The sequence below is a fragment of the Micromonospora sp. WMMD1128 genome (assembly GCF_027497235.1).
Lineage (GTDB): Bacteria > Actinomycetota > Actinomycetes > Mycobacteriales > Micromonosporaceae > Micromonospora.
Window position 1 is genome coordinate 4086736 of sequence record NZ_CP114902.1, and the last position, 23251, is coordinate 4109986.

The following is a 23251-nucleotide window of genomic DNA, read 5'->3' on the forward strand; positions in this document are numbered from 1 at the left end:
GCGATCCAGGGGTCCGGCGCACCCCTGACGCGTACCCGTCGCCGCCGACCTGCTGCTTCGACGTGCGGGGCCGTGCCGGGGGTCCTACCGTTGAGGACGTCGTCGACCTCGGGAGGCTGGAACGTGACCCTGCGGGACTGGTTACTCACCGCACAGGAACGCGCCAACCCAGGGTCTGAGTTACCCGTCTGGACGAGCGGAAACCTTGCCGAGCCGTTGATTCACGGCAGCGCGTACTTTGACCGGCTGGTCAGTGAGGTGGAGGAGCTGCGCGCCGGTGACCACCTGTTCTTCACCGACTGGCGGGGCGACCCGGACGAGCGGATGCGCCCGGACGGGCCGACGGTGGCCCAACTGTTCGCCCGGGCCGCGCAGCGCGGGGTGATCGTCAAGGGCCTGCTCTGGCGCTCCCACCTCGACAAGCTCTCCTACAGCGAGGCGGAGAACCGCGACCTCAGCGAGACGGTCCGCGCGGCCGGCGGCGAGGTGCTGCTCGACCAGCGGGTCCGGCGCGGCGGCTCGCACCACCAGAAGCTCGTGGTGCTGCGCCACCCCGACGACCCGGGCCGGGACGTCGCGTTCGCCGGCGGCATCGACCTGTGTCACAGCCGCCGGGACGACGCCACGCATGCCGGCGACCCGCAGGCGGTCGGCATGTCTCCCCGGTACGGCCCGACCCCGGCCTGGCACGACGTGCAGCTCGCGCTGCACGGCCCGGTGGTCGGCGCGCTTGACACCACGTTCCGCGAGCGGTGGACCGACCCGATGCCGCTGAACTCGGAGAACCCGCTGGCCCAGCTCCGGGACCGGCTGCGCGGCTCGGACCTCACCCCGGACCCGCTGCCCGAGCAGCCGGCCGACCCGCCGCCGTGCGGCCCGCACCACGTCCAGGTGCTGCGCACCTACCCGGCGGTACGCCCGCGCTACTCCTTCGCCCCGGACGGCGAACGCACCGTGGCCCGCGGCTACACCAAGGCGGTACGCCGGGCCCGCCGGCTGATCTACCTGGAGGACCAGTACCTCTGGTCCACCGAGGTGGCCGAGTTGTTCGCCCAGGCGCTGTGCGAGCACCCGGAGCTGCACCTGGTGGCGGTCGTGCCCCGGCATCCGGACGTGGACGGCCGGCTGGCGCTGCCGCCGAACATGGTGGGCCGGGAGCAGGCGCTCTCGCTGTGCCGCCGGGCCGCACCGGAGCGGGTGCACGTCTTCGACGTGGAGAACCACGAGGGCACCCCGGTCTACGTGCACGCCAAGGTCTGTGTGGTGGACGACGTCTGGGCCAGCGTGGGCAGCGACAACTTCAACCGCCGGTCCTGGACCCATGACAGCGAGCTGTCCTGCGCCGTGCTCGACGACACCCGCGACGAGCGGGCGCCCGCCGATCCGGCCGGGCTGGGCGACGGCGCCCGCGCCTTCGCCCGAGACCTGCGGCTGCGGCTGTGGCGCGAACACCTGGACCGCGATCCCGACGGGGCGCAGGACCACGACCTGCTGGACCCGGCGGACGCGGTGGCGGCGATCGACGCGGCGGCGCAGGCGCTTGACGACTGGCACGCGGGCGGGCGGGTCGGCCCCCGTCCGCCGGGCCGGTTACGGCCGCACCGCGCCGAACGGCTGCCCTGGCGTACGCGGATCTGGGCGCTGCCGGCGTACCGGCTGGTCTACGACCCGGACGGCAGGCCGCTGCGGGCGCGACGCGCCGGCACCTGGTGAACCGGCGCCGCCTCGTCCGGCAGGCTGGGGCAGGCCGGGTAGGCGAAGGACACGCGGGGCGAGTAGAACCCCCAGCAGACGTGCAGCGGGTTGGCCGGGCGTAGCGCGTGGACCGGGTGTTCGGGGGCGAGGAACTCCACCGACTCGACCTCGAACGGCGACACCGGCTCGGCCACGTACGGATAGTCGGCGACGTGCAGTTCGCCGTCGCGGCGGGTGAGATAGCGGTGGTGGCCGCTGTGCGCCTCGGTGCCGGTGTGCCCGACCGCGGCGACGACCCGGATCAGCGGCCGGCCCTCGACCCAGGTCTCGGCGGTGAGTCGCCCGCCCCGCAGCTCGATCCGGGTCACCCCTTCCGCCGCCGGGGCGCCGCGCGCGGCGGCGTACTGCCGCACCCGGGTGCTGGACGCCAGATAGTGCGTCCACCAGCCGCCCGGGGTGCCGCCGTCCGGCGGCTCCATGTCCGCCAGCGAGACACCGAGGTAGGTGAGCGAGTAGGCGCCGAAGCCGGACGTCTGCGTCTCGTCGTCGACCACGTACTGGCAGGAGAACACCTGCCGCTGCGGGTGCGGGCGGACGCCGGCCGGGAGCAGCGCCTCGGCCGCGCCGGGGTCGGCCGGGAGCCAGCTGAACAGCAGCGTCCGGGCGTTGAGGACGAGTTGCGGCGCGGCGGGATCCAGCACGGTTCCTCCGTAGACGTGTTCTCCACGGACGCTACGGGCGGTCCCGTTGGCGGGACAACGACGGAAAGTCGACAGTGTGGTCCGACTGTCGGGTTCTTCCTTGACCGATCGGTCGATGACCTGAGACCGATTTGACCCGAGCCGGGCTTTTTCTACCCAGCCACACCATAAGTACATCGTACTTTCGGCTAGATTTTCGTTAGCCGATCAGGTTAGGGTTGCTCCCGAACGAACTACTTAAACCTCAAACTCAGCGTCTCCTCTTTTTCTCCGCGGACGAGGTGCAGGGAGGACCACCATGACCGCCCAGACGATCAACGCTCCCGCGAAGCTCGACCCCCGCTCGCTCACCGACAGCGCCGCCAACCTGCTCGACGCGATGGCCGCGCTGCCCGCCGACCACCCGTCGCGGGCCGCCCTGCGCGACCGCGCCATCGAAGCCTGGCTTCCGCTGGCCAACCACCTGGCCCACCGTTACAGCGGCCGGGGCGAGCCCAACGACGACCTGGCGCAGACCGCCGCGATCGGCCTGATCAAGGCGATCGACAAGTTCGACCCGTCCCGCGGCGTCGACTTCGCCGGCTACGCCATTCCGACCATCATCGGCGAGCTCAAGCGCCACTTCCGCGACCGCACCTGGGACATCCGGGTGCCGCGCCGGCTCCAGGAGCTGCGCCTGGCGATCTCCGACGCCAACAGCACGCTGCTCCAGACCCTCGGCCGGTCGCCGACGGTCGCCGACATCGCCGCCCACCTCAAGCTCACCGAGGAAGAGGTGCTGGAGGGCCTGGAGGGCGCCCGCGCCTACAACGCGGTGTCGCTGTCCACCCCGACCGGGGACGGCGAGCGCGCCACCGAGCTGGGCGACATGCTCGGCGGGGAGGACGGCGAGTTCGAACTGGCCGAGATGCGGGTCGCGCTCGGCCCGGCCCTGGCCACGCTCGACAAGCGCGAGCAGAAGATCCTCACGCTCCGCTTCTACGGCAACCTGACCCAGTCGCAGATCGCCGAGCAGATCGGCGTCTCGCAGATGCACGTGTCCCGCCTGCTGGCCCGGGCCCTGACGAAGCTGCGAGGCCACCTCGACGGCACCTACTAAAGCTTGGGTGTAAGGAAGGGGCCCTTATTAACGCCTGCGGTAGAGGCGGGGCCCCTTATTAACATCCCGCATCCGGCGCGGGCTACCTCATCGGAGGCGCGGGCGATCGTGCGTTCGCGGAGGTGTTAATAGGGGCCCCCGCCTCTACCGGAGGCGTTAATAAGGGGCCCCGCCTTGCGTCCGGGGGTGGGTGCGAGAGTGGGGGGCGTGCTCGCCGACGTCAACCTCGACCTGCCGGTCCGGCCGGTGCTGCCAGAGCTCGTCGCGGCGCTGCGGGAGCGGGGCGCCGGGGTGCTGGTGGCTCCACCGGGCACCGGCAAGACCACCACCGCGCCGCTCGCGGTCGCCGACGCGGTCGCCGGGCGCGTGGTGATCGCCCAGCCTCGGCGGGTCGCCGCCCGGGCCGCCGCGCACCGGATGGCCGCCCTGCTCGGCGAGCGGGTCGGCGACCGGATCGGGTACGCGGTACGCGGTGAACGCCGCGGCGGACCGCGTACCCGGGTGGAGGTGGTCACCACCGGCCTGCTCGTTCGCCGGCTGCACCACGACCCGGAGCTGCCCGGGGTCGACGCGGTCCTGCTCGACGAGTGCCACGAACGGCAGCTCGACGCCGACCTGGCGTTGGCGTTCAGCGTGGAGGCGCGGGCGACCCTGCGCCCGGATCTCTGGCTGCTCGCGATGTCGGCGACCCCACAGGCCGATCGGTTCGCCGCGCTGCTCGGCGGGGACACGCCCGCGCCCGTCGTACGGGCCGAGGCCGCCCTGCATCCGGTCGAGCGGGTGTGGGCGCCGCCGCCTCGCCCGATCGTCCCGTCGGGCGCGGGCCGGGTGGACCCGGCGCTGCTGGACCACGTGGCCGCCACGGTCCGCCGGGCGCTGCGCGAACGCGACGGTGACGTGCTCGTTTTCCTGCCCGGGGCGGGCGAGATCAACGCCGTCGCCGCGCGGCTGGGCGACCTGCGGGGCACGGTCGCCGTGCTGCCGTTGCACGGCCGGTTGCCGGGCGCCGCCCAGGACGCGGTGCTGAACCCGGCCGCCCGGCCGAGAGCAGCCCACGCGAGCGCCACCGACGCCGACCCGGCTGCCGCGGGCGCCGCCCACGCGAGAGCCGCCGCCACGGGCGTCGGCGCGAGAGCCGCCACGGGCGTCGCCCACGTGAGCGACCCCGGCGCGGGCGGCGCGGGCGGCGCCCCGACGGGCGCCGGTGGACGGCGGGTCGTGCTGGCCACGGCGGTGGCGGAGAGCAGCCTGACCGTGCCCGGGGTACGGGTGGTAGTGGACGCCGGGCTGAGCCGGGTGCCCCGCACCGACCTGGCCCGCGGGCTGGGCGCGCTCGTCACCGTGCCGGTGTCCCGGGCGGCGGCCACACAACGGGCCGGACGGGCCGGGCGGGAGGCGCCGGGCACGGTCTACCGCTGCTGGTCGGAGGCGACGCACGCCCGGCTCGCCCCGCAGCCGGAACCGGAGATCGCCACCGCCGATCTGACCGGGTTCGCGTTGGAGCTGGCCGCCTGGGGCGCGCCGGACGGCACCGGCCTGGCGCTGCCCGACCCACCGCCGCCGGCCGCGCTCACCGTCGCCCGGGAGACCCTCGCCACGCTCGGCGCGGTCGACGCGGACGGCCGGATCACCGCCCGGGGCCGGGCCATCGCGTCGGTCGGCGCCCATCCGCGTCTGGCCCGGGCGTTGCTCGACGGCGCGCCGCGGGTGGGCGCCGACCGGGCCGCCGAGGTGGTGGCGGTGCTGGCCGAGGAGACGCTCGGCGGCGCCGGGGACGACCTGCCGGCCCGCTGGCGCCGGTTGCGCGCCGCCGCCGACCCGCCCGCCACCGCCCGCTGGCGGACCGAGGTACGCCGCCTGCGGTCCGCCCTGCCCGCCGATGACCGGCCGGAGCGGACCAGCGGGAGAACCGACGACCGGCCGGAGCGGACCAGCGGCAGAACCGACGACCGGCCGGAGCGGACCAGCGGCAGAACCGACGACCGGCCGGAGCGGACCAGCGGCAGAACCGACGACCGGCCGGAGCGGACCAGCGGGAGAACCGACACCCGACCGGGGCGACGTGCGGAGGAGGCGGGCGGTCGACCGGGACGCCTGCCCGACGATCTGGCCGCGGGGCTCCTGGCCGGGCTGGCGTACCCGGAACGGTTGGCCCGGGTGCGGCGGGCCGGCGGATCGGCGTACCTGATGGCCGGCGGGACCGCCGCGGAGCTGGCGGCCGGGTCGGGGCTGGCCGGGTCGACGTGGCTGGCCGTCGCGGTGGCGGACCGCTCCCCCGGCGCGCCGGCCGCCCGGGTGCGGCTGGCCGCGCCGATCGACGAGGCGACCGCGCGGGAGGCCGGTGCGGCACTGCTGCGCACCGGGCGGGAGGTCGCCTGGTCCGGTGGGGACGTGGTGGCCCGGGAGGTGGTCCGCCTCGGCGCGATCGAGCTTGTCGACCGGCCGCTCGCCGCGCCCGACCCGGAGCTGGTGGCCGCGGCGGTGCTGGACGGGCTGCGGCAGGAGGGGCCGGGGCTGCTCCGCTGGACGCCGGAGGCGACGGCGCTGCGACGCCGGCTGGCGTTCTGCCGTCAGGCGCTCGGCGACGACTGGCCGGACGTATCGGACGCCGCGCTGCTCGCCGCCGCGCCCGCCTGGCTCGGGCCGGAGCTGGGCCGGGCACGCCGCCGGGGCGACCTGGCCCGGGTGGACGTGGCCTCGGCGTTGCGCCGGCTGCTCGACTGGCGGCAGGCGGCGCGGCTCGACGAGCTGGCGCCGGAGCGGCTGGCGGTGCCGAGTGGCTCGCGGGTACGGGTGGACTACGCGGACCCGGCGGCCCCGGTGCTCGCCGTGAAGCTCCAGGAGACGTTCGGCTGGCGGGACGTGCCGCGCATCGCCGACGGGCGGGTGCCGGTGCTGCTGCACCTGCTCTCCCCCGCCGGGCGGCCGGTGGCGGTCACCGCCGACCTGGCGTCGTTCTGGCGCGGCGGCTACCCGCAGGTGCGGGCGGAGCTGCGGGGGCGCTACCCGCGTCACCCGTGGCCGGAGGATCCGACCACGGCCGAGCCGACCCGGCGGGCCAGCCCACGCCGGCGCTGAGCCGCGCGGCTCACTCCTCGACGACGTCCGCGATCACCACGGTGACGTTGTCCGGGCCGCCGGCCCGTAGCGCGAGGTCGATGAGCCGGGCCGCGCAGGCCTCCCGCTCCAGGCCCTCGCTCAGCACCTCGGCGAGGGTGTCGGCGCGGACCACGTTGGAGAGGCCGTCGCTGCACAGCAGCCAGCGGTCACCGGCCCGGGGCACCATGGTCGCGTACGCCGGGGAGACCTGGTCGCCCTGCAACGCCTGGGTGACGACGGCGCGGCGGGGGTGGCTGCTCGCCTGGTCGGGGGTGATCAGACCCTGGTCGACGAGCATCTGCACGAAGGTGTCGTCGCGGGTGACCTGTTTGAGCACGCCCTCGCGGAACAGGTAGGCCCGGGAGTCGCCCACGTGCGCCAGCGCCAGGCAGCTGCCGGTGCGGGCGAACAGCAGCGCGGTGAGCGTGGTGCCCATGCCCTGGCGCTCCGGATCCTCCTCAACCGCCTGACGGATCCCGACGGTGGCCCGTTCGATGGCCCCCTGGAGCGCGGCGACGAGCGCGTCCTCCGGCGTCTCCGCGTCCAGCGGGGCGATCGCGTCGATCGCGATGCGGCTGGCCAGGTCGCCGGCCGCCATGCCGCCCATGCCGTCGGCGACCGCGACCAGCCAGGGGCCCGCATGCTGGGCGTCCTGGTTGCCGCTGCGGATGAGCCCACGGTCGCTCGCTCCGGCGGAACGAAGCTTCAGGGTCATGGGACGCAGCCTGCCAGGTCGAGGGCTCGGTTGTCTCTAGGAGATCACCATCATCGTACGTGGCGCGCAGAATCTCCCCGCGCACGGGCGTACGCCCGCCATCGGGGCGGATCGATTGACAGCGACGGAACGCGATGGAAACATCGGCCTGATATTGGGAGCGCTCCCAGCTCCCCGGCTCCCCCACCACCCCCGAGCACGGAAGGAACCTCCGTGACCCGATCCCGTCGTCGGCTGGTCGCGCTCGCCGCGACCACCACCTTGGCGCTCACCGGCCTCACCGCCGGCCCGGCCCTGGCCGAGGTGCCACCGGACGCCCCCGAGCAACTGCGAAACGGCGACTTTAGCGCCGGCGTCTCCCCCTGGTTCTCCTACAGCACCGGCGAGTTGGCGGTCACCGACGGCCAGCTCTGCACCACCGTCGCCGCCGGCACGGCGAACCCCTGGGACGCCGGCATCGGCCAGGACGCGGTGCCGCTGATCCAGGGCGCCGAATACGAACTGAACTTCGACGTCTCCGCCACCCCCGGCGCGGCCCTCAAGGCGGTGCTCCAGCTCGGCAGCGCCCCCTACACGTCGTACGCCAGCGTGGACGCCACCGCCACCACCACCGCCACGCACGTCACCACCACCTTCACCGCGCCGGCCGACGACGCCGGGGCCCAACTGATCTTCCAGATCGGTGGCAGCGCCCAGGCGCAGACGTTCTGCCTCGACAACGTGTCGCTGCGCGGCGGCGAGGCGGCCCCGCCGTACGAGCCGGACACCGGGCCCCGGGTCCGGGTCAACCAGGTGGGCTACCTGCCCGGCGGCCCGAAGCACGCCACCGTGGTCACCGACGCCACCGACCCGCTGCCGTGGCAGCTGACGTCGGCCGCTGGGGCCGTGGTCGCCAGCGGCAAGACCAGCCCGCGCGGGGAGGACCAGGCGTCCGCGCAGAACGTGCAGACCGTCGACTTCTCCGCGTACCGCAAGCCGGGCACCGGCTACACGCTGACCGTGGACGGCGAGACCAGCCACCCGTTCGACATCTCCGGCACGCTCTACGACCGGCTGCGCGCGGACTCGATGCAGTTCTTCTACGCCCAGCGCAGCGGCATCGCCATCGACGGCGACCTGATCGGCGACGAGTACGCCCGCCCCGCCGGACACCTCGACGTCGCCCCCAACAAGGGCGACACCGACGTGCCCTGCCAGCCCGGCGTCTGCGACTACACGCTGGACGTGCGCGGCGGCTGGTACGACGCCGGCGACCACGGCAAGTACGTGGTCAACGGCGGCATCGCCACCTACCAGCTGCTGAACTCGTTCGAGCGGACCAAGACCGCGGAGACCGCCGACGGCGGCGCGGCGCTCGGCGACAGCACGCTGCGGGTGCCCGAGCGCGGCAACGACGTGCCGGACGTCCTCGACGAGGCCCGCTGGGAGCTGGACTTCCTGATGCGCATGCAGGTGCCGGCCGGCAAGCCGCTGGCCGGGATGGTCCACCACAAGATCCACGACAAGAACTGGACCGGCCTGCCGCTGGCCCCGCAGGACGACCCGGAGGTGCGCGAGCTGCACCCGCCGTCCACCGCCGCCACGCTCAACCTGGCCGCCGTCGCCGCCCAGTGCGCCCGGCTCTTCGCCCCGTACGACGCCGCCTTCGCGGCCCGCTGCGGCGAGGCCGCGAAAACCGCGTACGCGGCGGCGAAGGCGCACCCGGCGATCTACGCCTCGGCCACCGACGGCACCGGCGGCGGCGCGTACGACGACACCAACGTCACCGACGAGTTCTACTGGGCCGCCGCCGAGCTGTGGCTGACCACCGGCGACAAGGCGTACCTGGCCGACGTCACCGGCTCGCCGCTGCACACCGCCGACGTGTTCACGCCCAACGGCGCGTTCGGCTGGCAGAGCGTGGCCGCGCTGGGCCGGCTCGACCTGGCCACCGTGCCGAACACGCTGCCCGCCGCGGAGAAGACCCGGATCCGTGCCTCGGTCACCGCCGCCGCGGACCAGTACCTGGCCACGGTCCGCGACCAGGCGTACGGACTGCCGCTGCCCGGCACCGCCGACGCGTACGTCTGGGGCAGCAACAGCAACATGGTGAACAACACGATCGTGCTGGCCACCGCGTTCGACCTGAGCCGGAACGCGAAGTACCGGGACGGGGCGTTGCAGGCCGCCGACTACCTGTTCGGCCGCAACGCCCTGAACATGTCCTACGTGACCGGTTGGGGCGAGCAGAACGCCCACAACCAGCACAGCCGCATCTTCGGCAACCAGTTGAACCCGGACCTGCCGAACCCGCCGGACGGCTCGCTCGCCGGTGGCCCGAACGCCGCCCTCCAGGACCCGTACGCGGCGAACCTGCTTGCCGGTTGCGCGCCGATGTTCTGCTACGTCGACAACATCAACTCGTACGCGACGAACGAGGTGGCGATCAACTGGAACTCGGCGCTGGCGTGGCTCGCCTCGTTCCTGGCCGACCAGGGTGACGCGGCGGCCGTGCCGGCGCCCACCTGCGCGGTCACCTACAGCACCCACGGGAGCTGGCCGGCCGGCTTCACCACCCAGGTGACGCTGCGCAACACCGGTAAGAAGGCGATCGACGGGTGGAGCCTGCGGTGGGCCTTCCTCGGTGACCAGAAGGTCAGCCACGCCTGGTCGGCGGAGGTCGACCAGGCCGGCGCCACGGTCACCGCGAAGAACCTGCCGTGGAACGCGAAACTGTCCCCCGGCACGTCCACCACGTTCGGCCTGAACGGCACCAGCGCCGGCGGCCCGAACCCCACCCCCAACCTGGTCACCCTGAACGGAAAGGCCTGCACCATCTCCTGACCGGGGGCTCCGTCGACCGTTCCGTCGATCCTGGAGTTGTGGCACCCGACGTCGCACAGGCGGCTCCTCGGGTGCCACAACTCCGGACCGGCGCGGCAACGAGTTCGATCATGAAGTTGACGGCAGTGCCAGTCCGATTTGTCGCCGTCAACTTCATGATCGCCGCTCTCCCGACATGACCCACCGCGCGCTACGACCAGAGTGCGGCGAGTGACAGCTAGGGTCGGCGGATCGGGCGGAGGAGGTTCGGGTGAACGACGCGCTGAGAATCGCAATGGCGGAGATCGGCGAGACCGCCGAGTCACTGGCCGAACGAATCGGGGTTGATCCCAAGACCGCTGGCCACTGGGTCAGCTCCGGTCGAGTGCCGCAGACCCGGCATCGGGCACAGGTCGCCGCCGCTGTACGCCGGGAGATCGGTGAACTCTGGCCCGAGGTGGTTCGCCGCCGGGAACCGATCTGGTTCCTGCCCTGGGCGGAGGTGGAGAGTCGGGCCGACACCCTCCGCTCGTTCCAACCGTCGGTGGTACCGGGCCTGCTCCAAACCGCTGAGTACGCGCACGCCGTGGTGAGCAGCGGACCGCTGGGCGTGGACGAGGTTGAAGGCTACGTGACCGCCCGCCTGGCCCGCCAAGCCGCCGTCTTCGACCGCCCCCGACCCCCACTGACCGTCTTCGTGATCGACGAGGCGGCGTTGCGCCGAGGCGACCCGGAGATCATGCAGCCGCAGCTCGACCACCTGGTAACCATGGCACAGCGGCCACGGATGCTGTTGCACGTGCTGCCGCTGCGAGCCGGCTTCCATCCCGGCCAGGCCGGGCCATTCGTGATCGCCGGCACCGAGGGCGGCGAGGACGTGGCCTACCTGGACGACCAGGCCGCCGGACGGACCACGAAGGACGTTGCCCCCCTCTGGCAGGTCTGGGACACTCTTCGATCAGTGGCACTGCCGCGCGACCAGACCATCCACCTCCTGAAGGCACGGCCATGGCTGACCTGACCGGCGCCCGCTGGCGCACCAGCACCCGCAGCAGCTCCAACGGCGGCGACTGCGTCGAGGTAGCCGACAACCTGACCGGCGTCGTCGCCGTCCGGGACTCCAAGGACCGCACCGGCGGCACGCTCACCTTCGCCCCACCGGCCTGGCACACATTCGTCGGTGCCCTCCGGGAGGTCGCCCGGAGCTGACCGGGCCACGGGTACGGTCCCGGCATGGCGTATCTGCTCCTGGCCCTCGCGATCACGGCCGAGGTGATCGGCACCAGCCTGCTCAAGGCGAGCGACGGCTTCACCCGACTCTGGCCCACGGTGGGCCTGGTGGCGTGTTACCTGTCCGCGTTCGGGCTGCTCGCCCTCGTGGTGCGGGACGTCCCGGTCGGCGTCGCGTACGCGATCTGGTCCGGGCTGGGCACCGCCGCCATCATGGCGGTCGGGGCGGCGTTCCTGGGCGAGCCGCTGAGCGTGGCAAAGGTGGTCGGGGCGGGCCTGGTCATCGCCGGCGTGGTGGTGCTCAACCTCGGCGGAGCGCACTGAGCAGCCGGAGCTGACCGATCTCGGCCGTGTTCTTCATCAGTTCGGCGTTGACCCAGCCGACCATGTGCGCGACCGTGAGCCCGGCGTCCGCCGACCACGGGAAGGCGGCGGGCCGCGCCAGGTCGTCGACGGTCAGGCGGTCGAGTTCGTCCGTCCATGCCATCCGCAGGCCACGCAGCCATGTGATGGTTTCCTCCCCCGGCCCCGGCCACACCACGTCCTCACGCCGTCGTGCGGGCCGCCCGACGAGGTGGTCGCCGGCGACCAACCACCACCACCCGAGATGCCAGGTGAGCCACGCGATCGTGGGTGCCGGGATCGGATCCGGCTCGGTGTCCGCCCAGTCGGGACGCCAGGCACCGTCCGCGTCGCGGCGCATCGTCCAGCAGAGCGCGGCCGGCTCCCCGAGGAAGTCGTCCGGTTCCAGCCGGTCGAGGTGATATGCGAACAACGACCAGGTCAGGTCGAACTGCCAGCGCAGCAGGGCGGGAGCGGTGATGGGCATCCGCAGAGAATGGCACGGCGGGCCCCACCGATCGACCGGTTAGCTGCGCTCCACAGCGCCGACCCTGGCAGAGCCGACGGGACGGGGCGAGCGGATTTCGGCGTACCCTGCACCGGTGACGCTTCCCCTGCCGGCCGGCGACTTCCGCGCGTACCTGTTCGACTGCGACGGCACGATCGTCGACTCGATGCCGGTGCACCACCGGGCGTGGAGCGCGGCGCTCGCCGAATGGGACTGCGAGCTGCCGGAGGACCTGTTCTACGCCTGGGGCGGCCGGCCGGTCGTCGACATCGTGGTCGACCTCAACGACCGGCACGGGCTGGCCATGCCGGTCGAGACGGTGGCCCGCCGCCGGGAGGAGCTGTTCCAGGGGCTGCTGCCCGGGGTGACCGCCGTGCCGGAGGTGCTGGCGCACATCGAGGACGCGCACGGGCGGGTGCCGTTCGCGGTCGTCTCCGGCAGCACCCGGGAGTCGGTGACCGCGTCGCTGACCGCGCTGGGCCTGCTGGACCGCTTCGAGACGCTTGTCTGCGCCGAGGACTGCGCCCGGCCCAAGCCCGACCCGGAGGGTTACCTGCTGGCCGCCCGTCGGCTGGGCGTCGACCCGGCCGGCTGCCTCGTGTTCGAGGACACCGACCTGGGCGTGGCGGCGGCGACGGCGGCGGGCATGGCGTCGGTCCGGGTGCCGCACCCCCGGGAGCGTGCGAGTTTCGCCGCGACGACCCGGAAGGCGGCGGGCGGCCCGGGACGGGACGACACCAATGTGGTCAATGAGTAAGGTGGACACCTACGCGCAGTGAAGGCGGGGGTCATCAGGTGGTCATGCCGGAGGGCGCGCCCAGCGACCAGGCAGGCGGCGGCGATCAGCGGCGGACGCTGTGGCGGCGGATGAGCCACCACTATCACCACCGGCTGGACGGGGGTGGCAGAGGTGCCGTGTTGGGGGCCGTCATCGGCTTGGTCGGTGTGCTTCTCACCATCGCGGTCACGACCGTCGTCACGCTGCGGGCCACGGACGGGAGCCGGAGTGGGACGCCACCCGCGGGGCCGGAGCCCCGCGCGAGCAACCCGGTCGACGCCGGGCCGGTGTCCCCGCCGGCGAGCCCGTCGGCCGCCCCGCAGGCGTCTCCGACGACCGGAGACCCGACGCCTTCGGCGACCGGGAACGCGACGCCGGGTGACAGCGTCCGGTGGAGCGGGCCGGTGCGGTTCGACGACGAGGGCATCGACCTCGACGCGAAACCACCGACGGTACGGATGGACTGGCCGGTCTTCGACTCCGACGTGCGGCGAATTTCCGCCGCCGAGGACGCTCCGCTGCACGCCGAGCAGGGATATCTCGCCCGCTGGCCGGGGCCGGGAACACCCACCCGGCAGCAGTGCGCCGACCTCGTCGCCACCCAGGGAAACGAACGCGTGCACATCCCGGTCGGCCGGATCGGCTGCCTGAGCACGAGCAAGGACCGCGTCGTCATGCTCACCGTGACCAGCTTCAAGGACGACACTTTCGCCGTCGCGGCGCGTGTCACGGTCTGGACCTCACCGGACGAGTCGGAGTCCTGACGACGGCACGGCCGGGGCGGACCGGTGGGCGTCGGTGTAGCAGCATGGCGGGATGACCGACGAGCGGAGGATCACCGTCCGGCCGGGCAGGCCGGGGGACGCGCCCGCCGTGCTGCGGCTGTTCGACAGCGCCATCGCGTGGCTTGCCGAACGCGGCCGGACCGGCCAGTGGGGCGTCGATCCGGCCTCGACCGACCCGCGGCGCATCGACCAGGCCGACGCCTACGCCGCCGGCGACGGCCTGTGGTTCGCCGAGATCGACGGCACCGAGGTCGGTGCGCTCGTGGTCGGCGCGGCGACGGAGTACGTGCCGCCGGCCACCGAGCCGGAGTTGTACGTCAACCTGCTGGTCACCGACCGGGCGTACGCGGGCCTCGGGATCGGGGCGCGGCTGCTGGCGCACGCGGCGGACCTGGCCCGGGAGCGTGGGTTGGGCCTGCTGCGGGTGGACTGCTACCGCAGCCCGGACCGGGCGTTGGTGCGCTTCTACGAGGGCTGCGGCTTCACCGCCACCGACCCGTTCACGGTCGAGCGGCCGGGCCGGACGCCGTGGCCGGGTCAGGTGCTGGCCCGCCGGCTCGACTGAGCGCGGCCGACGTCAGCCGATCTCCTCGTCCACGTAGCACCAGCGCCACGACTCGCCCGGCTCGATGGAGCGCATCACCGGATGCCCGCTCGACTCGAAGTGCTTCGTGGCGTGCTGGTAGACCGACGAGTCGCAGCAGCCCACGTGCCCGCAGCTCAGGCAGGAACGCAGGTGCACCCAGTCCCGGTTGCCGACCGCCACGCAGTCGGGGCACTCGGTGGTGGTGGCGGGCTCGGCGTCGCCCGCCTCGGCCAGGTGCTGGCAGCTCATTCGACAACCTCCTGTCGTAGCAGCGACTCCTCCAGGTCCAGATCACGATAGGCGCGGGTGAGCACCTCCTCCGGGATCTGGCCGGAGTCGCGGGCGGCCCGGAACACCTCCCGCTCGGTGTCGATCATCTCCTGCCGCAGTCGCGCGTACGCCTGGGAGGGGGTTTCCCGTGCGGTGCCGCCGAGACGTTCCCAGGCCAGGTTGGATCGGGACGTGGTCAGCCCGCGGAGGCGTTCCACCACCGCCGGCGGCGCGTCGTCGGCCATCGCGTCGAGCCGTTCCAGGGCGGCCCGGCTGGCCCGCTGCTGCACCCCGGCGGCGGAGAGCGCGTCCTGCACCGGGTCGTCCGGGGGCAGCCGCAGCTTCCGGGCCACCCAGGGCAGCGTGGCGCCCTGCCCGACCAGGGTGGCCACGATCACCGCGAAGGCCAGCCAGATCAGCAGCCCCCGGGGGTACGACCGGTCGTTGGCGAGGGTGAGCGGCAGGCCCAGCGCGGCGGCGAGCGTCACCACGCCGCGCATGCCGGCCCAGCCGATGACGATCGGGATCTGCACCGGCGGCGCGGCGTCGCGCTTTCGCACCCGGGGCACCAGCCGGGCCAGGTAGGTGGCCGGGAACAGCCAGACGAACCGGGCCAGGAAGACCGCGGCCAGCACCCCGACGGTGATCCCGGCGAGCGAGCCGAACGGCTCGTCGAGGTCGCGCAGCACCTCGGGCAGTTGCAGGCCGACAAGCAGGAACACCAACCCTTCCAGCAGGAACTGGATCAGCCGCCAGAACGCGGTCACCTGGAGGCGGGACGCGGCGGACATGAGCATCGGCAGCTTGTGCCCGATGCCGAGCCCGGTCACCACCACCGCGACCACCCCGGAGGCATGGATCTCCTCGGCGGCGAACACCACCGCGAACGGCACGATCAACGACAGCGCGTTGTCCAGCACCGGGTCGGTGACGAGCTTGTGCAGGTAGCCGAAGACCACCACGCCGAGCAGCCCGACGATGATGCCGCCGCCGGTGGCGACGAGCACCTCCCGGGCCACGTAGCCGAAGCTGACCCCGCCCGCGCTGGCGGTGGCGGCGACGATCGCCACCCGCAGCAGCACCAGCGCGGTGGCGTCGTTGACCAGGCTCTCGCCCTCCAGGATGGTGACGATCCGCCGGGGCAGGCCGACCCGACGGGCCACCGCGGTGGCGGCGACCGCGTCCGGCGGCGCCACCACCGCGCCGAGCGCCAGGCAGATCGCGTACGGCAGGTCGGGCAGGAACAGGTGCACGACGGTGCCCACCACGAACGCGGTGAAGATCACCAACCCGACGGCGAGCAGCAGGATCGGCCGCAGGTTGAGCCGGAACGCCGGCACCGAGGTGTTCACCGCCGCCACGTAGAGCAGCGGCGGCAGGATGCCGACGAGCACCAGGTCCGGTTCCAGCCGCACGTGCGGGAAGAACGGCAGGTAGGACAGCGCGAGGCCGAGCACCACGAGCAGGATCGGCGCGAGCAGGCCGAGCCGGCGGGCCAGGGCCGCGCCGAACGTGGCGATCGCCAGGAACACCACGACCTCGAACAGAGCGTCCATGGGGTACGAGCCTAGGCGTCGCCACCGTGGCGTGCGTTCACGCGGTCGGCCGCACCTTCGGCAGCACCTCGGCGCCGAACGCGTCCAGGAACGCCCCCTGCTCCTGCCCGACGTGGTGCAGGGCGATCTGGTCGAAGCCCAGCTCGACGTACTCCTCCAGCCAGCCGACGTGCCGGCCCAGGTCGGCGGAGACGTTGACGGTGTCGGTGACCCTCGCCAACGGCAGGTCCCTGCTGGCCTCGTCGAAGTGGGCGACGGTCTCCAGGTCCCAGCAGACCGGCGGGGCGAACACGTTGCTGCGCCACTGCTCGTACGCGATCGCCTCGGCCTCGGCCTGCTCGGGCGCCCAGCTCACGTGCACCTGGAGGTGCAGCGGCCCGCGCCCGCCGGCGTCCCGGTAGGCGTCGATCATCTGCCGGAGGTGGTCGACCGGCGCGTTGACCGTGATCAGCCCGTCGGCCCACTCGGCGCACCAGCGGGCGGTGGCGACGCTGACCGCGGCGCCGACGAGCGCGGGCGGCTCCTCGGGGCGGGTCCACAGCTTCGCCCGGTCCACGGTGACCAGACCGTCGTGGCTGACCTCCTCGCCGGCCAGCAGCGCCCGGATCACGTCGACGCACTCGCGCAGCCGGGCGCTGCGGACGTCCTTGCCGGGCCAGCGGTCGCCGGTGATGTGCTCGTTGCTCGCCTCGCCGGTGCCCAGCGCCGCCCAGAACCGTCCCGGGTACATGGCGCCGAGCGTGCCGATGGCCTGCGCGATGATCGCCGGGTGGTAGCGCTGGCCGGGCGCGTTGACCACGCCGAACGACAGGTTGGTGGCCTGGAGGGCGGCGCCGAGCCAGGACCAGGCGAAACCGGACTGGCCCTGCCGCTCGCTCCACGGGGAGAAGTGGTCGGAGCACATGGCGGCGTCGAAGCCGGCGGTTTCGGCGTGGATCACCGCCTCCAGCAGCTTCGCCGGGTGGATCTGCTCATGGGATGCGTGAAAGCCGAACGCCGTCATGCCCGGCACTCCTACCCACCCCGCCCGGGATGTAAGCAGGGGCCCCCGCTTAACGCCTCAGGTATGGGCGGGGCCCCCGCTTAACACCTCACCTCACCTCACTCGGCGTGCGCGCCGGCGCCCGCCCCGGCCTCCCCCGCGCCGATCCACACCGTCTTGGTGTTGCAGAACTCGCGCATGCCGGCGGCGGACAGCTCGCGGCCGTACCCGGAGTTCTTCACGCCGCCGAACGGCAGCTCCGGATAGGACGTGGTCATGCCGTTGATGAACACGTTGCCGGCGTCCAGGTCGGTGGCGAAGCGCTCCTGCTCGGCCGGGTCGGTGGTCCAGGCGTTCGCGCCGAGACCGAAGGCGGTGCCGTTGGCCACCTCGATCGCCTCGTCGTACGAGCCGACCCGGTAGAGCCCGGCGACCGGCCCGAACACCTCCTCGCCCCACATCCGCATCTCCGGCCGCAGGTCGGTGACCACGGTCGGCGGGTAGTACCAGCCGTCCCCGGACGGCTTCTCGCCGCCGCAGAGCACGGTGGCCCCCTGGTCGACGGCGTCGCGCACCTGGTCGTGCACCTCGTCCCGGCCGCGCTCACTCGCCAGCGGACCGACGTCGGTGGCGTCGTCCATCGGGTCGCCGACGCGCAGCGCCGACATCCGGGCGGCGAACTTCTCGGCGAACGCGTCGAAGACGTCGGTGTGCACGATGAACCGCTTGGCCGCGATGCAGGACTGGCCGTTGTTCTGGCAGCGGGCCGTGGTGGCGACCTCGGCGGCCCGGTCCAGGTCGGCCGAGGGCATCACCACGAACGGGTCGCTGCCGCCCAGCTCCAGCACGGTCTTCTTGATCTCCCGGCCGGCGATCTGGGCGATGGAGCGGCCCGCCGGTTCGCTGCCGGTGAGGGTGGCGGCCCGCACCCGCGGGTCGCTGAGGATCCGGTCGACCGCGTCGGAGCCGACGAGCAGCGTGGTGAACGCGCCTTCGGGGAAGCCGGCGCGGCGGAACACGTCCTCCAGGTAGAGCGCGGTCTGCGGGACGTTCGAGGCGTGCTTGAGCAGGCCGGTGTTGCCGGCCATCAGGGCCGGCGCGGCGAAGCGCATCACCTGCCAGAGCGGGAAGTTCCACGGCATCACCGCGAGCACCGGGCCGATCGGCTGGTAGCGGACGTACGCCCGCTTCGCCTTGACCGCGGTGGCGTCGGCGGGCTCGTCGGCGAGCATCCGCGGCGCGTTCCCGGCGTAGAAGCGGCAGGCGGTGGCGCACTTGGTGACCTCCGCCTTCGCGGCGGCGTACGTCTTGCCCATCTCGGTGGTCATCAGCCGGGCGGTCTCGTCCCGCTCGGCGTCGAGCAGGTCGGCGGCGGCGGTGAGCCACCGCGCCCGCTGGGCGACGTCGGTGTCCCGCAACTGCCGGAACGCGAGGTCGGCCCGTTCGATCGCGGCGTCGATCTGCTCCTCCGACATCGCGTCGTACGTCTTGAGCACCTGTCCGGTGGCGGGATTGGTGGTGGCGATGGGCATCTCGTACTCCTGTCACTCGAACAGCGAGTGCCGCACGCCCGGCTCCTCCCGGCGGCGTGCGGCGCGGCGGCGCTGGATGACGACCATATCGACCACCGCCACCACGGCGAGGATCGCGCAGACGACGCCCAGCCAGGCCAGGCCGGCGACGAACGCGACCACCGCGAGGACGGTCATCACCACCAGACCGAACAGCGCCAGTACGAGGCGCAGGTTCAGCGCGCTGTTCGCGTGGCCGACCGTGCCGCGGGCGCGGCGGGGCTGTGATCGGGTCATTCCTCCCGGCTACCCGGGCACGGCCGGGGCTAACCGGCGGACCGTGACCGGCGCCCGGCACCTGTCGCAGCATGCCCATGTGAACGACGGGGGTCGATGCAAGAAAGGCGACAGAACGCCCGTACGGACGGTCCCGGGCCATAGGGTCGACAGGCCGCTGGCGTGCCGCCGGACGGAGGACCGGATGCCTCGACGTTGGATCGCCGCGCTCGCCTGCCTCGCGGCGCTCGTCGCGCTTGCCTGCGACGGCTCGGGCGAGGCGTCGCCCCGCCCGTCCGGATCGACCCGCCCCGGCGACCCCCGGGTGCTGACCGCGCTCGGCGACTCGGTCACCACCGGCTTCGGCTCCTGCCTGGTGCTGGTGAGCTGCGAACGCAACTCCTGGTCGACCGGGGACAGCCTGCGGGTGGAGAGCCTCTTCCGGCGGTTGCGCGCGGACGCGCCGACGCTGCGCGCGCACAACCGGGCGGTGCCCGGCGCCCGTGCGGCCGGGCTCGCCGACCAGGCCCGATCCGCCGTACGCGACAAGGCCGACCTGGTCACCGTGCTGATCGGGGCGAACGACGTCTGCCGCGGCGACGTCGACGCGATGACCCCGACCGCCACGTTCCGGGAGCAGGTCGACACGGCGCTGGCCGTGCTGCGCAAGGGCCGGCCGAAGGCCCGAGTGCTTGTGGTGAGCATCCCCGACCTGTACCGCCTCTGGGCGATCGGGCACACCGAGAAGCGGGCCGTCCGGGCCTGGTCGCACGGCGTCTGCCCGGCGCTGCTGGCCGACGCCACGTCCACCGCGCCCGCCGCGACGGCCCGCCGGGCGCGGGTCCGGGACCGGATCGAGGCGTACGACGAGCAGCTCCGCGCCGCCTGCCGGGCGTACGGGTCGCGCTGCCGGTGGGACGGCGGCGCGGTGCACCGCCTCCGGTTCAGCCTGGATCAGGTGAACTCGCTCGACTGGTTCCACCCGAACGCGGCCGGTCAGGGCCGGCTGGCCGAGGTGGCCTGGACCGCCTCCGGCTGGGCCCGCGACTGAGCCCGGCCCGGCCGAACGCAGCGGGGCACGGCCCCACCGGTCAGGGCTGGCGCGGGCCGGGGAGCTGCCGGCCGGTGGCGCGGTAGAGCGCGCGGGCCCGGTCGGCGAGTTCCTTGGTGGCCGAGGAGTTGGCCCAGGTGCCGAGGATGATCGCGGCACCGGGAATCACCTTGGCGAACATCCGCTTGGCGGCGCGTACCCCGGCCATCCGGGCCAGCCGGACACCGAGTTGCAGCATCACCCGGCCCAGCGCCCGGTCGCCGGCCGAGCCGAACAGCGCGCCGGCCCGTTCCCGGCCGGCGGCCACGCCGAGCGCCAACCGGGCGGCCTCGGCGGCCTTGTGCACCCGCTGGAGCACCAGCAGGTCGGTGGCCCGATCGGGGTTCGTCGGGTCGGCGCCGTAGGCGGCGGCCACGTGCAGCACCAGCCGGGCCTGGGTCCAGGCGAGCACACCGACGTCAATCACCGCGCCGGGCAGCCCGGCGGCACCGGAGACCGCGCCGGAGAGCCGGGCGTGGTTGACGAACTTGCGGACCGCCAGGTCGGCCAACTGCTCGGGGGGCGCGTCCGGCCGCTGCGCCCGTTCCCGGGCGGCCCACTGCGCCGCCTCCGGCCCCAACCGGCGCACCGCTTCCAGGGCCAGGTGCTCCGGCGCGTACTGCGGGTCCTCGCGCATCCGGTCCCAGAGGGTGGCCGGGGGCCCTTCGGGCGCCTCCACCGGCGGGACCGGGACGGCGGGGACGGGGGTGGGCTCCCCGTCGACGGGGGCGGGGTCGGTCACGGGACGCTCCGGGGCTCGTCGTGCGGGGGTGGGGCCGGTCAGCGGCGGCGCGCCGAGGAGAGGCGGGTGGCGATCTGCCGCAGCCGCTCCTGGTTCTGCGGCTTGGCCATCTCGCGCCGCCCCCGGTCGACCAGTTGCTGGCCGCGCGGGGACCGCAGGAAGGTGGTGATCCGTTGCATCAGCGACATGGCGTCCTCCAGTCCGCGGTCCCCTTCATGTGTACCGGGAACCGGCAAGCCTCTGGTACCCGCACCTACGCGCCGGCAACCGTCCACTCCGGTCAGCCGAGGATTTCGGCCACCACCGTGCTCGCGTTCCACTCGTGCTGCGCGTACGCGTCGGGGAACGCCGAGATCTGCACCGCCTGCGCGGCGATCGACAGCGGCAGGTCCTGCCAGCCGGGGATCTCCTGCAGCGCGGACAGGAACGCCCTGGTCGCGTACTCGGGATCCATCAGCTCGGCGACGGTGCCCCAGCCGCTGCTGGGCCGCTGCTGGAACAGGCCGACCGAGTCGTGGTCCCAGCCGATGGCCTGGTGCGGGTAGTTCTGGGACTCGGGCAGCACGCCGCTGGCGTAGTTGAGCAGGGTGCTCTCCTGCATCGCGGTGGCCACCGCGATGACCAGACCTCGGCGCGGCACGCCCATCTCCCGGCCGGCCCGGACGATCTTCGTGGCGTTGTCCATCTGGGTGCGGTTGAGACCGGCGACCGGGACGATCCGGCGGGGCTTCGGCTTGCGCTTGACCGTGACCTTCGGCTTCGGCTTGGCGGTCGCCGAGGGACTGGCGCCGGGGGTGGCCGGGGCGGTGCTCGGGGCGGTGGTGCTCGGTTCGGCGGTGCTCGGGCGGGCCAGGCCACGCGAGGCGGCGCCGAGCGCGGCCCGCTCGGCGATCTCCGCCGTGGGGGCCGGCTTCGTCGTCCGGTCGGCCGCGCCGAAATCGATCTGGCTGACGCCGACCAGGCCGAGGCAGCAGGCGGCGCCGGTGGCGACCACCAGCCGGGCGCGGTGGTTCATCACCCCCCGCAGGCGGCGGGTACGCCGACTTCCGCCGTCCGGCGGCGAGGAAGCGGTTGTACGGTCGGTCGAGGGGGTATCGTCCGAACGGTCAGCCGGGCAGCCGGGGCCGTTCGGGTGTTCGGGGGTGCCGTCGTCACGCATCCGACGAGGCTAGACAGGGCAAACCGGGATCACCCAGACCCAAAAGGTGACCCCCGCCACACTATTTCCAAGATCATTCGGACATCGATGAAAGACCGCGCCCAGTGTGGCGTCAACGTCGCCGAACGGACGAACCTCCGGTCCGCCGCGAAGCCGACCCGGCGGGGCAGGAACGCCGCAGCCGCTCCCCGCCCCACCGATGATCGACAAACTCGTCCTTTCGGCCGATCCGGGATGGGCCGCCGGACCGGGGCGTAGCCGAATTGTGATCACCATCCGGGCTCCGGACGGGTCCGTAACGGAATGGACCACGTCCCCCGGTACGTTTGCCGAATCGGGGACGCCTCGCGCGCGCGGCGCTCCCGTACGCGTCGACAGGGAGGACCCACCGGTGCTCGACCCACACGAGCTCTACGAACTCACCGACGAGCTGCCCGACCTCGGCCAGCCGGTGCTGATCCAGGCGCTCACCGGCTTCGTCGACGCCGGCAGCGCCACCCGACTGGCCCGGGAGCAGCTCCTCACCGCGCTGGACGCCCGGACGATCGCCCGCTTCGACATCGACCAGATCTTCGACTACCGCTCCCGCCGGCCGGTGATGACCTTCGTCGAGGACCACTGGGCCGACTACGACGCCCCGACCCTCGAACTGCACCTGCTGAACGACGACGACGAGACCCCGTTCCTCCTGCTCACCGGCCCCGAGCCGGACGTGCAGTGGGAGCGGTTCGTGGCCGCCGTCGCCGGGCTGTCGGCCCGTCTCGACGTCCGGCTCACCGTCGGGCTCAACTCGATCCCGATGGCGGTGCCGCACACCCGACCCAGCGGCGTCACCGCGCACGCCACCCGGCCGGAGCTGATCGCCGGCCACGAGCCGTGGCTCCAGAAGGTGCAGGTGCCGGCAAGCGTCGGGCACCTGCTCGAATACCGCCTCGGCGAGCAGGGGCGCGACGCGCTCGGCTTCGCCGCCCACGTGCCGCACTACGTCGCGCAGACCGAATACCCGGCCGCCGCGGAGGCGCTGCTCGCCGCCGTGTCCCGGAGCACCGGACTGCTGCTGCCGAGCGACGGCCTGCGCACCGCGGCCGAGGCGATCCGGGTGGAGATCGACCGTCAGGTGGCCCAGACCGAGGAGGCGGCCACGCTGGTCGCGGCGCTCGAGGAGCAGTACGACACGTTCGCCCGTGGTCGCGGTGAGAAGAGCCTGCTCGCCGCCGAGACCGGCCCGCTGCCCACCGCCGACGAACTCGGCGCCGAGCTGGAACGCTTCCTCGCCGAGCAGACCCGCCCGGGCGACACCCCGGAACGCTGACGCGGGACGGGCC

The 23251-nt window shown here is 73.4% G+C and carries 22 protein-coding genes and 1 pseudogene; 12 read left to right on the plus strand and 11 right to left on the minus strand.

Annotation, left to right across the window (positions count from 1 at the left end):
• Positions 1-123 precede the first annotated feature (123 nt).
• Positions 124-1713 (plus strand): phospholipase D-like domain-containing protein, encoded by a 1590-nt coding sequence (locus tag O7602_RS18240; RefSeq protein WP_281583839.1) that lies wholly within the window; start codon positions 124-126, stop codon positions 1711-1713.
• On the opposite strand, the gene O7602_RS18245 is transcribed toward O7602_RS18240, so the two are convergent.
• Positions 1662-2396, minus strand: a complete 735-nt coding sequence (locus tag O7602_RS18245) for a hypothetical protein (RefSeq protein ID WP_281583840.1) — start codon at positions 2394-2396, stop codon at positions 1662-1664. The two genes, O7602_RS18240 and O7602_RS18245, sit on opposite strands and share 52 nt — an antisense overlap.
• Positions 2397-2694: 298 nt before the next feature.
• Here O7602_RS18245 and O7602_RS18250 point away from each other — a divergent pair, with 298 nt between their 5' ends.
• Both O7602_RS18250 and O7602_RS18255 read left to right on the plus strand, forming a co-directional pair.
• A complete protein-coding gene (locus tag O7602_RS18250; RefSeq protein WP_281583841.1) occupies positions 2695-3495 on the plus strand; it encodes a SigB/SigF/SigG family RNA polymerase sigma factor in 801 nt (266 codons plus the stop codon).
• Positions 3496-4704: 1209 nt separating this feature from the next.
• Positions 4705-6573 (plus strand): annotated as a pseudogene (locus O7602_RS18255) (ATP-dependent helicase C-terminal domain-containing protein); the annotation flags it as partial.
• Positions 6574-6583: 10 nt separating this feature from the next.
• On the opposite strand, the gene O7602_RS18260 reads toward O7602_RS18255, so the two are convergent.
• On the minus strand, positions 6584-7309 hold the full coding sequence (locus O7602_RS18260; RefSeq protein ID WP_281583842.1) for a protein phosphatase 2C domain-containing protein: 726 nt from the start codon (positions 7307-7309) through the stop codon (positions 6584-6586).
• A gap of 213 nt (positions 7310-7522) precedes the next feature.
• Here O7602_RS18260 and O7602_RS18265 point away from each other — a divergent pair, with 213 nt between their 5' ends.
• The 4 genes from O7602_RS18265 to O7602_RS18280 all read left to right on the plus strand — a co-directional run bounded on the left by O7602_RS18265 (position 7523) and on the right by O7602_RS18280 (position 11665).
• A complete protein-coding gene (locus tag O7602_RS18265) occupies positions 7523-10132 on the plus strand; it encodes a glycoside hydrolase family 9 protein (RefSeq protein ID WP_281583843.1) in 2610 nt (869 codons plus the stop codon).
• A gap of 250 nt (positions 10133-10382) precedes the next feature.
• Positions 10383-11132 carry a DUF5753 domain-containing protein gene (locus O7602_RS18270; protein WP_281583844.1) on the plus strand — a complete coding sequence of 250 codons (750 nt, stop codon included), beginning with the start codon at positions 10383-10385 and terminating at the stop codon, positions 11130-11132.
• Entirely contained in the window at positions 11120-11320 is a 201-nt protein-coding gene (locus O7602_RS18275) for a DUF397 domain-containing protein (RefSeq protein ID WP_281583845.1), read from the plus strand. The genes O7602_RS18270 and O7602_RS18275 overlap by 13 nt, the downstream gene beginning before the upstream one ends.
• Before the next feature lie 24 nt (positions 11321-11344).
• The gene (locus O7602_RS18280) at positions 11345-11665 is read left to right on the plus strand and encodes a multidrug efflux SMR transporter (RefSeq protein ID WP_281583846.1); all 321 of its coding nucleotides are present in this window, start codon (positions 11345-11347) and stop codon (positions 11663-11665) included.
• On the opposite strand, the gene O7602_RS18285 is transcribed toward O7602_RS18280, so the two are convergent.
• Positions 11643-12170, minus strand: a complete 528-nt coding sequence (locus O7602_RS18285) for a DinB family protein (RefSeq protein ID WP_281583847.1) — start codon at positions 12168-12170, stop codon at positions 11643-11645. The genes O7602_RS18280 and O7602_RS18285 overlap by 23 nt on opposite strands.
• Positions 12171-12285: 115 nt before the next feature.
• Here O7602_RS18285 and O7602_RS18290 point away from each other — a divergent pair, with 115 nt between their 5' ends.
• Genes O7602_RS18290 through O7602_RS18300 form a run of 3 tightly spaced genes read left to right on the plus strand, consistent with a single transcriptional unit; the run spans position 12286 to position 14319 of the window.
• A complete protein-coding gene (locus O7602_RS18290; RefSeq protein WP_281583848.1) occupies positions 12286-12948 on the plus strand; it encodes an HAD family phosphatase in 663 nt (220 codons plus the stop codon).
• Between the two features lie 38 nt (positions 12949-12986).
• On the plus strand, positions 12987-13733 hold the full coding sequence (locus O7602_RS18295; RefSeq protein WP_281583849.1) for a hypothetical protein: 747 nt from the start codon (positions 12987-12989) through the stop codon (positions 13731-13733).
• Between the two features lie 52 nt (positions 13734-13785).
• Positions 13786-14319 carry a GNAT family N-acetyltransferase gene (locus O7602_RS18300; RefSeq protein ID WP_281583850.1) on the plus strand — a complete coding sequence of 178 codons (534 nt, stop codon included), beginning with the start codon at positions 13786-13788 and terminating at the stop codon, positions 14317-14319.
• Between the two features lie 12 nt (positions 14320-14331).
• On the opposite strand, the gene O7602_RS18305 is transcribed toward O7602_RS18300, so the two are convergent.
• The 5 genes from O7602_RS18305 to O7602_RS18325 all read right to left on the minus strand — a co-directional run bounded on the left by O7602_RS18305 (position 14332) and on the right by O7602_RS18325 (position 18956).
• Complete coding sequence (locus tag O7602_RS18305) at positions 14332-14589, minus strand: UBP-type zinc finger domain-containing protein (protein ID WP_281583851.1); 258 nt, start codon at positions 14587-14589, stop codon at positions 14332-14334.
• A complete protein-coding gene (locus O7602_RS18310; RefSeq protein ID WP_281583852.1) occupies positions 14586-16166 on the minus strand; it encodes a Na+/H+ antiporter in 1581 nt (526 codons plus the stop codon). The genes O7602_RS18305 and O7602_RS18310 overlap by 4 nt, the downstream gene beginning before the upstream one ends.
• A gap of 37 nt (positions 16167-16203) precedes the next feature.
• A complete protein-coding gene (locus O7602_RS18315; RefSeq protein ID WP_281583853.1) occupies positions 16204-17169 on the minus strand; it encodes a TIGR03885 family FMN-dependent LLM class oxidoreductase in 966 nt (321 codons plus the stop codon).
• Positions 17170-17267: 98 nt separating this feature from the next.
• Positions 17268-18680: an NADP-dependent succinic semialdehyde dehydrogenase gene (locus O7602_RS18320; protein ID WP_281583854.1), complete on the minus strand. Its 1413-nt coding sequence runs from the start codon at positions 18678-18680 to the stop codon at positions 17268-17270.
• Positions 18681-18692: 12 nt separating this feature from the next.
• Entirely contained in the window at positions 18693-18956 is a 264-nt protein-coding gene (locus O7602_RS18325) for a DUF6343 family protein (protein WP_281583855.1), read from the minus strand.
• Between the two features lie 184 nt (positions 18957-19140).
• On the opposite strand from O7602_RS18325, the gene O7602_RS18330 reads away from it, so the two are divergent.
• Positions 19141-19986 (plus strand): GDSL-type esterase/lipase family protein, encoded by an 846-nt coding sequence (locus O7602_RS18330; protein WP_281583856.1) that lies wholly within the window; start codon positions 19141-19143, stop codon positions 19984-19986.
• A gap of 40 nt (positions 19987-20026) precedes the next feature.
• On the opposite strand, the gene O7602_RS18335 is transcribed toward O7602_RS18330, so the two are convergent.
• The 3 genes from O7602_RS18335 to O7602_RS18345 all read right to left on the minus strand — a co-directional run bounded on the left by O7602_RS18335 (position 20027) and on the right by O7602_RS18345 (position 21926).
• Positions 20027-20767: an EcsC family protein gene (locus tag O7602_RS18335; RefSeq protein WP_281583857.1), complete on the minus strand. Its 741-nt coding sequence runs from the start codon at positions 20765-20767 to the stop codon at positions 20027-20029.
• 38 nt (positions 20768-20805) lie between these two features.
• Complete coding sequence (locus O7602_RS18340; protein WP_281583858.1) at positions 20806-20955, minus strand: hypothetical protein; 150 nt, start codon at positions 20953-20955, stop codon at positions 20806-20808.
• A gap of 92 nt (positions 20956-21047) precedes the next feature.
• Complete coding sequence (locus O7602_RS18345) at positions 21048-21926, minus strand: peptidase M23 (RefSeq protein WP_281583859.1); 879 nt, start codon at positions 21924-21926, stop codon at positions 21048-21050.
• Positions 21927-22317: 391 nt separating this feature from the next.
• Between O7602_RS18345 and O7602_RS18350 the strand changes: the two genes are divergently transcribed.
• Positions 22318-23238, plus strand: coding sequence for a PAC2 family protein (locus O7602_RS18350; RefSeq protein ID WP_281583860.1), 921 nt, complete (start codon positions 22318-22320; stop codon positions 23236-23238).
• Positions 23239-23251 lie beyond the last annotated feature (13 nt).

Excerpts from the sequence above, each read along its gene's own strand:
- O7602_RS18275 (WP_281583845.1), top strand. The coding sequence starts at position 11,120 with ATGGCTGACCTGACCGGCGCCCGCTGGCGCACCAGCACCCGCAGCAGC.
- O7602_RS18305 (WP_281583851.1), bottom strand. The coding sequence starts at position 14,589 with ATGAGCTGCCAGCACCTGGCCGAGGCGGGCGACGCCGAGCCCGCCACC.
- O7602_RS18280 (WP_281583846.1), top strand. The coding sequence starts at position 11,345 with ATGGCGTATCTGCTCCTGGCCCTCGCGATCACGGCCGAGGTGATCGGC.
- O7602_RS18250 (WP_281583841.1), top strand. The coding sequence starts at position 2,695 with ATGACCGCCCAGACGATCAACGCTCCCGCGAAGCTCGACCCCCGCTCG.
- O7602_RS18300 (WP_281583850.1), top strand. The coding sequence starts at position 13,786 with ATGACCGACGAGCGGAGGATCACCGTCCGGCCGGGCAGGCCGGGGGAC.
- O7602_RS18315 (WP_281583853.1), bottom strand. The coding sequence starts at position 17,169 with ATGACGGCGTTCGGCTTTCACGCATCCCATGAGCAGATCCACCCGGCG.
- O7602_RS18330 (WP_281583856.1), top strand. The coding sequence starts at position 19,141 with ATGCCTCGACGTTGGATCGCCGCGCTCGCCTGCCTCGCGGCGCTCGTC.
- O7602_RS18325 (WP_281583855.1), bottom strand. The coding sequence starts at position 18,956 with ATGACCCGATCACAGCCCCGCCGCGCCCGCGGCACGGTCGGCCACGCG.
- O7602_RS18320 (WP_281583854.1), bottom strand. The coding sequence starts at position 18,680 with ATGCCCATCGCCACCACCAATCCCGCCACCGGACAGGTGCTCAAGACG.
- O7602_RS18340 (WP_281583858.1), bottom strand. The coding sequence starts at position 20,955 with ATGTCGCTGATGCAACGGATCACCACCTTCCTGCGGTCCCCGCGCGGC.
- O7602_RS18260 (WP_281583842.1), bottom strand. The coding sequence starts at position 7,309 with ATGACCCTGAAGCTTCGTTCCGCCGGAGCGAGCGACCGTGGGCTCATC.
- O7602_RS18345 (WP_281583859.1), bottom strand. The coding sequence starts at position 21,926 with ATGCGTGACGACGGCACCCCCGAACACCCGAACGGCCCCGGCTGCCCG.
- O7602_RS18285 (WP_281583847.1), bottom strand. The coding sequence starts at position 12,170 with ATGCCCATCACCGCTCCCGCCCTGCTGCGCTGGCAGTTCGACCTGACC.
- O7602_RS18310 (WP_281583852.1), bottom strand. The coding sequence starts at position 16,166 with ATGGACGCTCTGTTCGAGGTCGTGGTGTTCCTGGCGATCGCCACGTTC.